This is a genomic window from Thermomonas hydrothermalis, assembly GCF_900129205.1.
GTDB classification, from domain to species: domain Bacteria; phylum Pseudomonadota; class Gammaproteobacteria; order Xanthomonadales; family Xanthomonadaceae; genus Thermomonas; species Thermomonas hydrothermalis.
In genome coordinates, this window is record NZ_FQUK01000001.1 from 123,647 (window position 1) to 137,589 (window position 13,943).

Below are 13,943 nucleotides of genomic sequence, written 5' to 3' on the forward strand. Positions count from 1 at the left end.
GAATCGCCGCCTCTCCTCGTCGTTTCCGGGTATTCATGCCGTCCGTCCGTGCTTTGCGTTTGTCCCTGATCTGTCTGGCCATGCTGACGGTGACCGGGTGTGGCAGGCAGGCTGCGTCCGGTCCAGCCGGACGCGGCAGTGGCGGCCCGCAGGCGGTCGTCGTGCAGACGGTGGCGCTGCGTGACTGGCAAGATCGCGTGCAGGCACTGGGCACGGTGCGTGCACGCGAGGCGGTGACGCTCACCGCCAAGGTCACTGAAACCGTCGAGCAGGTGCATTTCGAAAGCGGTCAGGAGGTCGCCAAGGGCGCGCCGCTGATCACGCTGAGTGGCGCCCAGCAGCAGGCTGCGCTGGCCCAGGCGCTGGCTCAGGAGCGCGATGCCGAGGCGCAATATCAGCGGCTGGCCAAGCTGGCGCAGCAGCAGCTGGTGGCGGCTGCGGTCGCGGAGACCGCACGTGCCACCCGCGATGCCGTACGCGCCCAAGTCGCACAGATCCGCGCCAATCTGGCCGACCGGGTGATTCGCGCCCCGTTCTCCGGGGTGCTGGGGATTCGTCAGGTCAGTCCGGGCGCGTTAGTCACTCCGGGGACGGTGATTGCCACCCTCGATGACCTCTCGCGTGTGTATGTCGATTTCCCGGTGCCGGAAACCGAGCTGGCCGGTCTTGCCCCCGGCCAGCACTTGACCGGACAGGTGTCCGCCTGGCCACAGCAGCGTTTCGAGGGGCGGGTGATGGCGGTGACCGCGCGGCTCGATCCCGCCACCCGCGCTGCCACTGTGCGCGGCGAGTTTCCCAATCCGCAGCGTCAACTCCAGCCGGGGATGCTGATGCAGGTGACCCTGGTGCGTGCCGTGCGGCCGGCGGTGGTGGTGCCGGAACTGGCGGTGCAGCAGGTGGGGAATGAAACCTTCGTATGGCGGGTCAAACCCGATGCCACGGTGGAGAAAGTGGCGGTGGTCGTGGGTGGCCGCATTCCTGGCTGGGTGATGCTGCGTGACGGTCTGCGTGCCGGCGAGCGGATCGTGGTAGAGGGCACCGGTAAGTTGCGGCCGGGTGCCCGGGTGCGGGCCGTCCAGCCTGCTGCGGCAATGAAGACGTGATGCCATGACGCTCTCGGAGCTTTCAATCCGGCGGCCGGTTCTGGCCGTGGTGATGAACCTGCTGCTGATCGTGCTGGGGGTGATGTCGTTCCTGCGTCTGACCCTGCGCGAGTTGCCGGCGATCGATCCGCCGGTCGTGTCAGTGCAAGTGGACTATCCCGGTGCCTCGGCCGCAGTGGTGGAAACGCGCATCACCAAACCGCTGGAGGATGCGCTGGCCGGCATCGAAGGCATCAATACCATCGACTCCAGCAGCCAGAACGGCAGTTCCAGGATCAGCATCGAGTTCTATCCCACCCGCGATATCGAGGCGGCTGCCAACGACGTCCGCAATGCAGTCAGCCGGGTGGCCGACCGTATCCCACCGGAGGCCACACCGCCGCAGATCAGCAAGGTTCAGAGCGATTCCGATCCGATCATCTGGTTCAACCTGCGTTCGGCCAGCATGGATCAGATGCGGATGACCGACTACGCCCAGCGATATCTGGTCAACCGCTTCTCCAGTCTGCCGGGCGTGGCGCAGGTACGGTTGGGCGGTGGCCAGCGTTACGCCATGCGGGTCTGGTTGGATGGTGACAAGCTGGCGGCGCGTGGCCTGACGCCGGCTGACGTGGAAAATGCGTTGCGTGCGGAGAATGTCGAGCTGGGTGCTGGCCGGATCGAGTCCACCGACCGCGATTTCATTCTGAGGGTGGCGCGCGACTATACCCGGCCGGATCAGTTCGCCCAGTTGCCGCTCGGCAAGGGCAGCGACGGCTATGTGGTGCGTCTGGGCGATGTGGCGCGGGTGGCGCTGGAGTCGGTGGATCGCCGCTCCTGGTACCACAGCAATGGCGAGCCGGCGCTGGGCATCGGCATCGTCAAAACCTCCACTGCCAACAGCCTCGAGGTGGCGCAGGCGGCCAAGGACGAGGCCGACCGCATCCGCCCGACGCTGCCGGCAGGCACTGACATCTATGTCGCGTACGACAGCACGACCTTCATTTCGGCTGCGGTGGCGCGCGTCTATGAAACCCTGCTGGAAGCCATCGTGCTGGTGCTGGTGGTGATCTGGTTGTTCCTGGGCAGCGTGCGGGCGGCGCTGATCCCGGCAGTGACGGTGCCGGTCTGCGTGGTGGCGTCCTTCATCGCGCTGTACGCCTTCGGGTTTTCGATCAACCTGCTGACCCTGCTGGCGCTGGTCTTGAGCATCGGCCTGGTGGTGGACGATGCCATCGTGGTGGTGGAAAACATCCAGCGCCGGGTGGATCTGGGCGAGCCGGCGCTGGTCGCGGCCAGGCGCGGCAGCGCGCAGGTGGCCTTTGCCGTGATCGCCACCACCGTGGTGCTGGTGGCGGTGTTCTTGCCGGTGGGGTTTTTGCAGGGCAATACCGGCCGCCTGTTCCGTGAGCTGGCGGTGGCGTTGGCCGCGGCGGTCACGATTTCTGCCTTCGTCGCCCTGACCCTGGCCCCGATGATGGCCAGCCAGCTACTGCGCCCGCACACCGGGCCGTATGCCGTGCATGGCAATCGGGTCAGCGAGTGGCTCAATGATCGGTTTCAGCACCTGGCGGCCGGTTACCGCCGTCTGCTCGATCGGCATGTTCACCGGCTTTGGTTGTTTGGTGGGTTGATGCTGCTGGCGCTGGTGGCGCTGCTGTGGTTGTTCCGGCAGCTGCCCAGCGAGCTGGCCCCGGCCGAAGATCGCGGGGTGTTCCAGTTGATGGTGGAAGGGCCGGAAGGCGCAGGTTTTGATTACACGGTGGCGCAGATGCGCAAGGTGGAGTCGATCCTGGCGACCGAGACCGGGCCGGACAAGCCGATCCTGCGCGCCAATCCTCGGGTGCCGGGCAGCTTTGGGACCAGTGAGGAAATGCATACCGGCCGGGCCATGATCTTCCTGCAGCCCTGGGACAGGCGTGAACAAAGTACCGCCGAGCTGGCCAGCGCGTTGGAAAAGAAGTTTGCGGGCTTGCCCGGGGTGCGTGTGCGCAGCATGACCGGCGGTGGCCTGGTGCGGTCGCGCGGGCAGCCGTTCCAGCTGGTGCTGGGCGGGCCGGATTACCAACAGCTGGCGCAATGGCGCGACATCCTGCTAGCCAAGATGGCAACCAACCCAGGTTTTCTCGGCCCGGATTCTGATTACAAGGAAACCCGCCCGCAGATGCGGGTGATCGTGGACAAGGCGCGTGCCGCCGATCTTGGCGTGCCGGTGGCGGCGATCGGCAATGCCTTGCAGACGATGATGGGTGGCATCCGCGCGACTACCTTCGTCGATAACGGCGAGGAGTACGACGTGATGTTGCAGGCCGACCGTAAGGGGCGTGACTCGGTGGCGGCGCTGGAAACTTTGCAGGTGCGGGCACGCAATGGCGCTCTGGTGCCGCTGTCGAATCTGGTGACGCTGCAGGAGGTTGCCGAACCCGGCAGTCTCAACCGTTTCAACCGGCTGCGTTCGATCACGCTGAGTGCCCGGCTGGCGCCGGACTACCCGCTGGGCGAGGCGGTGGCCTGGGCCCAGCGCACCGCCCGCGAGGTGTTGCCTGATTCCGCCCAGATCAGCTGGAAGGGCGAGTCGCGCGAGCTGCAGCAGTCCGGTGGCGAGGTGCTGGTGACGTTTGCGCTGGCGCTTTTGATCGTTTATCTGGCGCTGGCAGCGCAGTTTGAAAGCTTTCTGCATCCGCTGGTGATCATGCTGACGGTGCCGCTCGGTGTCCTGGGAGCGCTACTCGGGCTATGGCTGACACATGGCACGGTCAATCTGTTCTCCCAGATCGGCATCGTCATGCTGGTGGGACTGGCAGCCAAGAACGGCATCCTGATCGTGGAGTTTGCCAATCAGCTGCGCGATGAGGGTCGCAGCATCCACGATGCCATCGTCGAGGCAGCCTCGGTGCGGCTGCGGCCGATCCTGATGACGTCCATTGCGACTGTGGCGGGAGCCGTGCCACTGGTGGTGTTTGCTGGACCGGGGTCTGCCAGTCGGGCGACGATCGGGATCGTGGTCATCTCCGGCGTCTCGTTTTCCACGTTCCTGTCGCTGTTCGTGGTGCCGGCGTTCTACGCGGCGCTGGCGCGCTACACACGCTCGCCACAGGCGCTGGGGCGGGTGCTGGATACACTGGAGGCGCAAACGCCACAGGAAGGTAGGCATGGCTGACCGGCAAATCAGGGGGGCGCCAGTACGCCCGGCGCGCGGGCATCGGCAGGATGAGGTGCGGCTCTATGGTCTGAACGCGGTGCTGGCGGTATTTGCCCGGCGGCCACAGGCGCTGCGCAAGCTGTACCTGCTGCCCGAGCGCATTCCACAGCTGCAGCCGCTGCTGAAGTGGTGCGTGGCGCATCGCATCGGTTATCGCGTGGTGACAGCGGACGATCTCCACCGGCTTGCCGCAAGCGGCCATCACGAAGGCGTGGTGGCCGATGTGCTGCGGGCGCCGGTGCCGGAGCTGTCGCAGTGGTTGCGCGACCTGCCCGGTGGTCGGCAGTGTGCGTTGTGGCTGGATGGTGTGGGCAATCCCCACAATCTGGGTGCCATCCTGCGCAGCGCCGCGCATTTTGGCGTCAGCGCGTTGCTGCTGCCGCGACACAGTTCGCTGGCGCTGTCGGGGGCGGCGGCGCGGGTGGCCGAAGGCGGTGCAGAGGCCGTGCCGCTGGTGCGGCTTGGGCAGGACGATGAGACCATCGCACAGTTGCACGCGGCTGGTTTCCGGCTGGCAGCCACGCTGGTGCGTGGTGGGGATGATCTGTTCCGCGCCACGCTACCGCCGCGCTTGGTCTATGTGCTCGGCGCCGAAGGCGAGGGGATGTCACCGGCGCTGGCAGCCGCCTGCGATCTCCGCCTGTCGATCCCTGGCACTGGTGCGGTGGAAAGCCTCAACGTGGCCGCTGCGACGGCCGTTCTGCTGGCGCAGTGGGCCAGCCGGCAGTGACGGCCAGTCGGCTCACTTGTCCGCTGCTGGTGCGACGATGGTGCTGCCAAACCCCCCTTCGGCATCGGCGGCCAGGTAGGTGAAGGTGACGTAGGCCGCCACGTTTTGTGCCAGTGCCTGCGGATCGATCTTGTCCAGCGTGTCGTCCGGGGTGTGGTGGTAGTCGAAGTAGCGGCTGGCATCCTGGGCCAGCTCAGCACAGGCCATCCCGGCGGTGTGGATCGGCGACAGGTCGGACCCGCACCCTTCCGTGGGCGGTTCGCGGCGGATGCCCAGCGGTGCCAGCGCCTGTGCGATCTGCGTCATCGCCGCCTCGGCATACGCCGGCACATTGGCGCTGATGGCATAAATGCGGTCGGCGCCCAGGTCGCTTTCTGCGCCGATCTGGTGCCGGGGGAGCTCGGCCCGGTGGGCCTCGACATAGGCACGACCGCCCCATAGGCCCTGTTCTTCATTGGCAAACGCCACCACCCGGACCGTACGCGCCGGCCGCTGTTCCTTGGGCAGGCGTGCGATCAGATGGGCCGCGGCCATGGTGATGGCCACGCCAGCGCCGTCGTCGATGGCGCCAGTGCCCAGATCCCAGGAATCCAGATGCGCGCCAAGTAGCACTACGTCGTTCGGGCGGCTGCGCCCGGTGACTTCGCCGATCACGTTGTACGAGGTGTATTCGCCGTTCCAGCCGCAGTCCAGCGCCAGCCGCACCCGGGTCGGGCCGAGTGTGGTCAGACGGGCGAGCTGGTCGGCATCTGGCAGCGCCAGGGCGGCCATCGGGATCGGGGTCAGGCCCGGCTGGAAGCGGCTGATGCCGGTATGCGGATTGCGGTGCGAATCGGTCCCGGCCGAACGCATCAGGTAGCCGATTGCTCCGGCCCGTGCGGCAGCCGACGGGCCGGCGCCGCGTACCTTGGCGCCGACACGGCCATACCCTTCGCCATTGCGGCTGCGTGGCATCGCCACATCGACGAAAGCGATCTTGCCCGCCAGCGCGCCGGGGGGCACCTGTTGCAAGGCTTCCAGCGAGTCGAAACGCACCACTTCGCCTTCGACCGTGCCGCCTGGGCTGCCGCCCAGTGCGGTGATGCGGAGTGGCTGTGCATGCGCACCCAGCACTTCGGCAGATTCGCTGCGTCGCTCCCACTTGGGGAAGGTCACCGGCTCGATCCAGATCTTGTCGAAGCCCAGAGCCTTGAACGTAGCCTGGGCCCATGCCACGGCGCGGGCATCGGCCTCGCTGCCGGCCAGCCGCGGGCCGACCTCGGTGGTGAGTGACTGCACCACCCGCCAGCCGGTGTCATCCTGCAGCGCCTGGGCCTGCAGACGCGCAGCGCGGGCCAGGGCAGTGTCGGGAATGCGGGTGGCGGGCGTGGCCGCCTGTGCGGGCAACGCGAACGCCAGCACCAGGGCGGCGGTCAGCAGCGAGGTACGCATGGTCAGCGCTCCGGGAAGCAAACGGATTCCCGCAGTCTAGACGCGGACCATCTGCTCGGCCCGTGCCAAAAGTTGTTTCTTTCAGGGAACACCAACCTGCGTCGATCCTCGCCATGGCAGTCCATGTCGAGGTCGGCGCAGGGCAGGACGCCATGTCCGCAAAATCAATCGCGATCAGTGATTGTTCGGCGGATTGGTCAGCCGTGGTCGGTGCCGCTTGGAGTGGTCAGGCGCTTTTTTTCAGCGCATCGCGGATTTCGCGCAGCAGCAGGATGTCTTCCGGGGTGGGCGCTGGCGCAGCCGGGGCGGGCTCCGGCTTGCGGTGCATGCGGTTGATGACTTTGACCAGCAGAAAGATGGCAAATGCCACGATCACGAACTGGACCACCGCGTTGAGGAACTCGCCATAGGCCAGCACTACCGCCGGGACTTCCTTGCCAGCCGCGTCCACGCTGGCGGCCTTGAGGGTGATGGCCAGCTTGGAGAAATCCACGCCACCAACCAGCAGGCCGATGGGCGGCATGATCACCTTGTCCACCAGCGCCGATACGATCTTGCCGAACGCGCCGCCGATCACCACGCCCACGGCGAGGTCGATCACGTTGCCACGCATCGCAAATTCCTTGAACTCGCCCATCATGCCCATCGACTGCCCTCCACTGTGGATGTGAAGTCGGAAGCTTACCCGTTGCGCGGGGTGATCCGCCCTTGCAGGCGCAGGACATCGCCGATCCGGGCGTCGAAGGTATCGCCGGGCAGCAGTGCAGCCACGCCGGCCGGTGTGCCCATGAACACCAGGTCGCCCGCGCGCAGCGCATAGAGCTTCGACAGCTCATGCAGAATCTCCGGCACGTCCCAGATCAGCTGATCCAAGGTCGAAGCCTGACGGCGCTGGCCGTTGACGTCCAATGTGATTGGTAGCGCCGCCAGTGCGCCGATGTCCGTCGCCGGCAGCAGCGCCGAGACCGGCGCGGAGTGGTCGAAGCCCTTGCCGGTGTCCCACGGCAGGCCCTTGGCCTTGGCAGCGGCCTGCAGGTCGCGGCGGGTCAGGTCCAGCCCGACGCCGTAGCCAAAGACCAGGGCGCTGGCCGCCTCGACCGGCAGCACGCCGGCAGGGGCATCCTGGCCCAGTGCCACCACCAGTTCCACTTCGTGGTGCAGGTCCTGCGTGCCGGGCGGGTAGGGCACCACGCCATCGGTGACGATGGCGTCAGCGGGCTTCATGAAGAACACAGGATCACCGCGCTCGGCCTTCGAGGCCGGCGCAGTGGCGCCCATTTCGCGCGCATGGTCGGCGAAGTTGCGGCCCACGCAGTAGATGCGCCGCACCGGGAACTCGCCCAGTGGGCGGCCATCGCGGTGACATACCGGGATGCGCGGCGGTGCCGCGGCGGGAATCAGATCCATCAGCGTGCAAGCTGCGGCTTGCCGACCACCCGGTAGCTGCCTTCCAGCGGCTGCCGACGCACGCGCACGTTGCGATCACGGCGCATCAGCAAGCGCAGCACCAGGCCACCCAGCAGCATGGCGAGTCCAACCACCAGACCCACTGCCACCAGCCCGATCAACAGGGTGACGCCCAGGACACCCAGCAGGCTGCGCAGCACGGGATTGCGCGGGCGGCGCGGCGCGCCAGGCAGCAGGGTGCGCAGACGGAGGAAGATGGGATGTCGAAACAGTGACATGGAGCGTGAGATCCTGAACATGACAGAGGCATGACACACTATGCCCAGTATCGACAGAAGCGACGGGGCAGGTGTGAGCAGTTCGTTAAACACACACGGTGTACTGGCCATGCTCGAGGCAGTGCCGGTGGATGAGTTGCGTGAATGCGAAGTCGTGCTGGGCGGCGAGCCCGAGTCGCTGATTCTCTATCGCGCCGGCCATGACGAGGTGCGCGCATGGCGCAATGTCTGTCCACATGCCGGGCGCCGGCTGGACTATGCGCCGGGCAAGTTCTTGCGCAGCAAGACGGGGCTGCTGGTGTGTGCGGTGCATGGTGCCGCCTTCGAGTTGGAGCGTGGCGAGTGCGTGGCCGGCCCCTGTCGCGGGCAGGCGCTGCAGGCGGTGGCGGTACGTTGCCGTGATGGGCAGGTGGTGCTGGAGCGCCCGGATGCCCTCCAAGGCACGGATGAGGCGTGAAAACCCTTGTCGATGCGGCGCAAACCACGCGCCTGGGCAGCGGTAGGCCCCGGATGTGGGGGCTTGATCAGTAAAGCAGGTTGACCATCGCAACGATGATGACGACGTAGATGGCGCTCAGCGGCCCGCCCGAACGCCACATGTCGCGCACGGTGTAGCCGGCTGGGCCTGCGATCATCGAAATCGACGGGTTGGCGGCGGTGACGAAATTGTTGGATGCCGACAGCGCTACGATCAGGGCGAATGCGGTCGGGTTACCGTTCATCGCCAGCGCCAGATTGATCGCGATCGGCACCAGCACGATGGTGGCGCCGACATGGCCGATCACCATCGAAAACGCGGTCGTCAGCAGTGCCAGCGCGGTTTCGACCAGCCACGGCGGCAGCCCCTGCGGCAACCGCTCGATGGTGTGACCAGCAAGCCAGGCAGCCGCGCCGCTGGAGTCCATCGCCCAGCCGAGTGGAATCAGGCAGGCGATCAGAAACACCGTGCGCCAACTGATTGCGGCGTAGGCTTCATCGACCTTGAGTACGCCGGTCACCAGCATGCCGGCCACGCCGGTCATCAGTGCGATCGAGGTCGGTAGCCGCGAGGACAGCGCCAGCAGCATCGCAACCGCAAAGATCGCCATGGCCAGGCGGAACTTGTGCGGACGCTGCTCGTCCTTGGGGTAATCGGTCACCACCACGAAGTCGCGGCTGCGCGCGGCGTCCGCCAGATCGGTCCAGATGCTGTGCAACACCAGCATGTCGCCGGCCTGCAACGGCAGGTTGCGAATGTCATCGCGCAGCACCTGGCCATCGCGGTTGATCGCCAGCAGACTCAGGCCGTACTGCTTGCGCAGGCGCAACTGCGCCTGGGTTTTGCCGATGAAGTTGGATGTGGGCGGGATCACCGCCTCGGAAATCCCGGCGCGCGCCGGGTTGAACAGATCGGCGAACACCCGCAGGCGCGCACTCATGCGCAGGAAGTTTTTCTGCGCAAAGTCGAGGATCGCTTCGCGTCGCCCCATGACGCCCAGCACGCTGCCAACCCAAATCCGGCTGTCGGCGGGCGGCGCCAGCCGCGATTCTTCACCGGTGCGCAGGGCCAGGAGGAGCGGCATGTCCACCAGCGCCTCGGCATCGCCCACGCTCATTCCCACCAGCGGGCTGTCGGCGGTCACGGTGAGCTCAAACAGGTCGCCCTCAATGCCGTAGGCACGGGCGAAGTAGCTCTGGGTGCGGGCCGGGGTGACCGCTTCGTCGCCGCTTTCCCGCAGGACGCGTTCGCTGAAGTGGTAGAAATAAGCCAATGAGGCGGCCAGCAAGGCCAGGCCGATCGGAAGCGGCGCAAAGATTTTCAGTGCGGTCAGTGAGGCAGCGCCGGACGGCAGGCTGGCATTGGCCGACAGCAACAGGTCGTTGAGCAGGATCAGCGGCGAGTTGCCGACCATGGTCAGGCTGCCGCCCATGATGATCGCAGCCGATATCGGAATCAGCAGGCGCGACAGACTGATGCCGGTGCGCGCGGTCAGGCGCGAGGCGACCGGCAGAAACAGCGCGGTGGCGGAGGTGTTGGGGACGATTGCCGAAGTCAGTCCGGCGGTCAGCGAAGCCAGCAGTACCAGGCGTTTTTCGATGCCCTGGGCGCGCCGCAGCAGCCAGCCGGCCAGCCGGTTGAGGGCGCCGGTGCGGTCCAGCCCGGCCCCCAGGATCATGGTGGCGATCACGTTCATCACCGCGTCCGAGGAAAACCCGCCAAACAGGTCTTCCGGGGCCACCAGCCCGGTCAGCCCCAGCACCACCAGCACCACCAGCGAGACCACGTCGGCGCGGATGCGCTCGAACAGGAACATCACCATCGCGAACGCCACCAGCCCCAGCACCCAGAGCATGTCGTTGGTGAGGGCGAGGCTGGTGTCCATTCCGGGCGCGGTCTGCAGAAGCGATGAATGATGGGGGGAGGGTAGCGCGTTTTACGATCGGCCTCAGGCAGGTTTGCACAACGCCAGTGTTGGAGGTGTCAGCCGGTCATGTGACCGACGCAAGCCCCGTTCAGTCTGCCTGCCTGTCGTACAACAGATCCCACACGCCATGGCCCAGGCGCAGGCCGCGTGCCTCGAAGTGGGTCTGCGGCCGCCAGGGTGGACGCGGGACATGGCCGCGCGGGCCGGCGCGGTTGACCAGCCCCGGGGTGGCGTCCAGCACGTCCCACATCTGCTCGGCGTAGTCCTGCCAGTCGGTGGCCAGATGCAGGCGCCCGCCCACGGCCAGCTTGCGCACCAGCAGGGCGGCGAAGGCCGGGTTCACCAGCCGGCGTTTGTGATGGCGTTTCTTATGCCAGGGGTCCGGGAAATAGATGCGGATCTCGTCGAGCGCACCGTCGGTGATCTCGTGCTCCAGCACTTCCACGGCATCGTGGTGATAGACACGCACGTTGTGAATGTCATCAGCGGCCAGGGCATTGAGCAGCCGCCCAACACCGGGCGCGTGCACTTCGATGCCGAGATGATCGCAGTCGGGGGCATGTCGGGCGGAGTGGTGCAGTGCCTCGCCATTGCCGAAACCGATCTCGAGGATGCGCGGCGCGCGGCGGCCGAACACGGTGTCCAGATCGCGAGGTTGGCCCTGGTAGTCCAGGCCATAGCGTGGCCACAACGATTGCAGTGCGCGTTGCTGCGCCGGTGTGAAACGGCCCTGACGCAGCACGAAGCTGCGCACTTTGCGCTGGCCCGGGGTGGTCGTGAAGGGCTTGGGGGTGCCGTGGGCGTCGGTGTCGGTAGGGATGTTGGTCAAAACTGGAATCCTCTGGGTTAAGCACGTCTTCACTGCGCGTGTCTGGGATGTGCCTGCCCACGTCGGGGCGCCAGCCTGTTCGGGCCCGGCGCTGGCAGGCAATCGCCCATGCGCTCATTAAAACTGTGATGCGCTGCAGCGTGAGAGCGTTATGATTTCATGAAAACATGAGACATTCGCCATCGTATGGCCGCTGGCATTGCCGTGGCTGGACTGGCGAGCGCGATTGCTGCTGTTGTTCCTTCACCTGTCGAGGAAGCCTATGAAACGCACATTCCGCCGGACCCTGCTCACTGCCGCCCTGGCCCTGGCCACACTCCCGGCCTTTGCCCAGAGCGCGCCGAAATCGCCGTTCTCGCAGACCGTGTTCTTTGGGGACAGCCTGACCGATGGCGGCTATTTTCGGCCGATGCTGATCAGCATGATTGGCCCGAACGGTGCCATCATCGGTCAGTTCACCACCAATCCCGGCTATGTCTGGGCGCATTACCTGGCCAGCTATTACGGTGGCAATGCCAATGCGGCCTGGACCGGGAATACCACCACCACCCCGACGCCGGCCAGCGGCAGCAACTGGGCCGTGGGTGGGGCGCGCATCACCACCGACACCAGCGGCGGCCTGGGGTATATCCCCTCGCTGAGAAGCCAGTACAACGCCTATCTGGCGGCTGGCAACAAGGTCGATCCCAACGCGCTGTATACGGTCTTGGGTGGTGCGAACGACATTTTCGCCGCCACCCAGGCCTATCAGACCGCCTATGTCGGCACGCTGCTCGGCGGCGGAACTACGGCGCAGGCCGAGGCGGCCGGCAATAGCGCGGCGCAGGCCATCATCACCCCGGCGGTGACCGCGCAGGTGGGGCTGATCGGTACGCTGACCAGCGCCGGTGCCCGCTACATCCTGGTGCCGGCGATTCCCGACATTGGCCTGACCCCGTCCGCTGCTGCCGGTGGCGCGCAGGGCATCGCGCTCGGCACGGCGCTGACCACCGCCTACAACAACGGTCTGTATGGCGGTCTGGCCACGGCCAACCTGCACGTGATCCCGGTGGATACCTTCCACTTTTTGCGGGAAGTGGTGGCCAATCCCAATGCGTATGGCCTGACCAATGTCACCGGCAAGGCCTGCTTGACCCAGCCGCCGCCGGCGGGGGACTCCTCGCTGTTCTGCAGCCCAGCCTCGACGGTGCCCAATGGTGCCAATACCTATCTGTTCGCCGATGGCGTGCACCCCACCTCGGCAGCGCACAAGGCGCTCGGGGATCTGGCGATTGCGATGATCGAGGGGCCGCGTTCGATCGCGGTGCTGCCGCATTCGGCTGGGGTCATCGGTCGCGCCCGCGCGGTCGGCGTGGATAGCGCGGTGGCCGGTCTGGCGCGTCAGGATGGCGATGGCATGCGCTGGTGGGCGGACATCCGCGCCGACCAGCAGCGCTTCGTCAAGTCGTTCGGGTTCGACGGCACCGGGGGCACCGGGTCGTTCGGTGTGGGCTGGCGCAGCGGCCGGCTGATGTACGGTGCCTTTGCCGGGTATGGCCGGCAGGACATCGATTTCGGCTTTGATCGCGGCAGCTTCCGTCAGTCTGATACCAGCCTCGGTGGCTTCGTCGGCTGGACGAACGATGGCCTGTGGGTCAACGGTCAGGTCAGCTGGACCAAGCTCAGCTACAAGGTTGATCGTCAGGTCAATCTCGGCCAGGCGGTGCGTGTGCATCACGGCTCGCCAGACGGCACCAACCTGAGCGTGGGGGCCAGCGCCGGCTGGACCTTCAAGCATGGCAAGTGGGAGCACGGGCCGGTGCTGAGCCTGCTGTCGCAGACCATCCGGGTCGATGGCTATGACGAGGACAGCACCGAGTCCAGTGCCCTGAGCTATGCCAAGCAGAAGGGCGATTCGCTGCTCGGCAGCCTCGGCTGGCAGGCCAGCTACACCATCAATGACCACGTGCAGCCGTTCGTGCGGTTGACTGGCGACCATGAGTTCAAGGATCCGCCGGCGCAGGTGTGGGCGCAGTCGCGCTCCATGACGACGACGCTGCCGTATGCGGTGCCGGGGCTTGCCTTCGACCGTACCTACGGCACCCTGGCGGTGGGGCTGCGCAACAAGGTGCTGGGCGGGTTGGATCTGACCTCGACCATTACCGCCACCGCAGGCCAGAGTGGCGGCAGCAACGTGGCGTTCTACCTGATGCTGGGTGGCTCGTTCTGAGTCGGTGCGGCGGGCCGGGTGCATGCATAAGTTCAAACACCTTTGGCACTCCTTCGAAGCAGGAGGAGCGCCATGCAAGTGCACCATGCCGGGTACCGAATCCGGGGGTTCTATCGAATAGCCGCCTTGGGTCATCTTTGGGCAATGACCCCCAAAGACGCTCAACGAAGGCTGCACATCCTGCGCTTCTGGGACACACACGGCCTCAAAGCCACCCAAGACGCCTTCGACGTGTCCCGGCGCACGCTCTACCGGTGGAAGCAGGCCCTTCGCGAACAGGGCGGCAATCCCGCCGCCTTGGCCGCTCGATCCTGCGCGCCCAAACGCCGGCGCACGCCCAAGACCGACCCACGGCTGGTGGCGGAAATCC

Annotated in this window: 12 protein-coding genes; 6 read left to right on the forward strand and 6 right to left on the reverse strand. The window is 66.3% G+C overall.

Annotated features, from left to right (window positions below):
• Positions 1-35: 35 nt before the first annotated feature.
• From BUA29_RS00580 to BUA29_RS00590, 3 genes are read left to right on the forward strand one after another with little or no spacing between them, the layout of a single operon-like run.
• Positions 36-1,103 carry an efflux RND transporter periplasmic adaptor subunit gene (locus tag BUA29_RS00580; protein WP_072754685.1) on the forward strand — a complete coding sequence of 356 codons (1,068 nt, stop codon included), beginning with the start codon at positions 36-38 and terminating at the stop codon, positions 1,101-1,103.
• Between the two features lie 4 nt (positions 1,104-1,107).
• Positions 1,108-4,242, forward strand: coding sequence for an efflux RND transporter permease subunit (locus tag BUA29_RS00585; protein ID WP_072754686.1), 3,135 nt, complete (start codon positions 1,108-1,110; stop codon positions 4,240-4,242).
• Positions 4,235-5,014: a TrmH family RNA methyltransferase gene (locus tag BUA29_RS00590; protein WP_072754687.1), complete on the forward strand. Its 780-nt coding sequence runs from the start codon at positions 4,235-4,237 to the stop codon at positions 5,012-5,014. Before BUA29_RS00585 ends, BUA29_RS00590 begins: the two co-directional genes overlap by 8 nt.
• A 12-nt stretch (positions 5,015-5,026) precedes the next feature.
• Here the strand turns inward: BUA29_RS00590 and BUA29_RS00595 are convergent, their stop codons facing one another.
• The 4 genes from BUA29_RS00595 to BUA29_RS00610 form a co-directional block, all read right to left on the reverse strand.
• Positions 5,027-6,445, reverse strand: a complete 1,419-nt coding sequence (locus tag BUA29_RS00595; RefSeq protein ID WP_072754688.1) for a M20/M25/M40 family metallo-hydrolase — start codon at positions 6,443-6,445, stop codon at positions 5,027-5,029.
• 226 nt (positions 6,446-6,671) lie between these two features.
• Positions 6,672-7,091: a large-conductance mechanosensitive channel protein MscL gene (gene mscL, locus BUA29_RS00600; protein WP_072754689.1), complete on the reverse strand. Its 420-nt coding sequence runs from the start codon at positions 7,089-7,091 to the stop codon at positions 6,672-6,674.
• A gap of 35 nt (positions 7,092-7,126) precedes the next feature.
• Positions 7,127-7,852: a fumarylacetoacetate hydrolase family protein gene (locus BUA29_RS00605; RefSeq protein WP_072754690.1), complete on the reverse strand. Its 726-nt coding sequence runs from the start codon at positions 7,850-7,852 to the stop codon at positions 7,127-7,129.
• Complete coding sequence (locus BUA29_RS00610) at positions 7,852-8,130, reverse strand: hypothetical protein (RefSeq protein ID WP_072754691.1); 279 nt, start codon at positions 8,128-8,130, stop codon at positions 7,852-7,854. Before BUA29_RS00610 ends, BUA29_RS00605 begins: the two co-directional genes overlap by 1 nt.
• Positions 8,131-8,239: 109 nt before the next feature.
• Between BUA29_RS00610 and BUA29_RS00615 the strand changes: the two genes are divergently transcribed.
• Positions 8,240-8,587, forward strand: a complete 348-nt coding sequence (locus BUA29_RS00615; protein ID WP_143148751.1) for a Rieske (2Fe-2S) protein — start codon at positions 8,240-8,242, stop codon at positions 8,585-8,587.
• A 67-nt stretch (positions 8,588-8,654) separates the two neighbouring features.
• Here BUA29_RS00615 and BUA29_RS00620 read toward each other — a convergent pair whose 3' ends face one another.
• Positions 8,655-10,493 (reverse strand): SLC13 family permease, encoded by a 1,839-nt coding sequence (locus BUA29_RS00620; RefSeq protein WP_072754693.1) that lies wholly within the window; start codon positions 10,491-10,493, stop codon positions 8,655-8,657.
• Positions 10,494-10,623: 130 nt separating this feature from the next.
• A complete protein-coding gene (gene trmB / locus BUA29_RS00625) occupies positions 10,624-11,364 on the reverse strand; it encodes a tRNA (guanosine(46)-N7)-methyltransferase TrmB (RefSeq protein ID WP_072754694.1) in 741 nt (246 codons plus the stop codon).
• Positions 11,365-11,626: 262 nt separating this feature from the next.
• Here trmB and BUA29_RS00630 point away from each other — a divergent pair, with 262 nt between their 5' ends.
• Entirely contained in the window at positions 11,627-13,573 is a 1,947-nt protein-coding gene (locus BUA29_RS00630; protein ID WP_072754695.1) for an autotransporter domain-containing protein, read from the forward strand.
• Between the two features lie 144 nt (positions 13,574-13,717).
• A partial coding sequence (locus tag BUA29_RS00635; protein ID WP_218587139.1) for a helix-turn-helix domain-containing protein occupies positions 13,718-13,943 on the forward strand: 226 nt, incomplete at its 3' end.

What these genes read in the sequence shown, in the direction of transcription:
- BUA29_RS00605 (WP_072754690.1), bottom strand. Translation starts at nt 7,852, where the DNA reads ATGGATCTGATTCCCGCCGCGGCACCGCCGCGCATCCCGGTATGTCAC.
- BUA29_RS00620 (WP_072754693.1), bottom strand. Translation starts at nt 10,493, where the DNA reads ATGGACACCAGCCTCGCCCTCACCAACGACATGCTCTGGGTGCTGGGG.
- BUA29_RS00590 (WP_072754687.1), top strand. Translation starts at nt 4,235, where the DNA reads ATGGCTGACCGGCAAATCAGGGGGGCGCCAGTACGCCCGGCGCGCGGG.
- BUA29_RS00595 (WP_072754688.1), bottom strand. Translation starts at nt 6,445, where the DNA reads ATGCGTACCTCGCTGCTGACCGCCGCCCTGGTGCTGGCGTTCGCGTTG.
- BUA29_RS00580 (WP_072754685.1), top strand. Translation starts at nt 36, where the DNA reads ATGCCGTCCGTCCGTGCTTTGCGTTTGTCCCTGATCTGTCTGGCCATG.
- BUA29_RS00630 (WP_072754695.1), top strand. Translation starts at nt 11,627, where the DNA reads ATGAAACGCACATTCCGCCGGACCCTGCTCACTGCCGCCCTGGCCCTG.
- BUA29_RS00585 (WP_072754686.1), top strand. Translation starts at nt 1,108, where the DNA reads ATGACGCTCTCGGAGCTTTCAATCCGGCGGCCGGTTCTGGCCGTGGTG.
- mscL (WP_072754689.1), bottom strand. Translation starts at nt 7,091, where the DNA reads ATGGGCATGATGGGCGAGTTCAAGGAATTTGCGATGCGTGGCAACGTG.
- BUA29_RS00610 (WP_072754691.1), bottom strand. Translation starts at nt 8,130, where the DNA reads ATGTCACTGTTTCGACATCCCATCTTCCTCCGTCTGCGCACCCTGCTG.
- BUA29_RS00615 (WP_143148751.1), top strand. Translation starts at nt 8,240, where the DNA reads ATGCTCGAGGCAGTGCCGGTGGATGAGTTGCGTGAATGCGAAGTCGTG.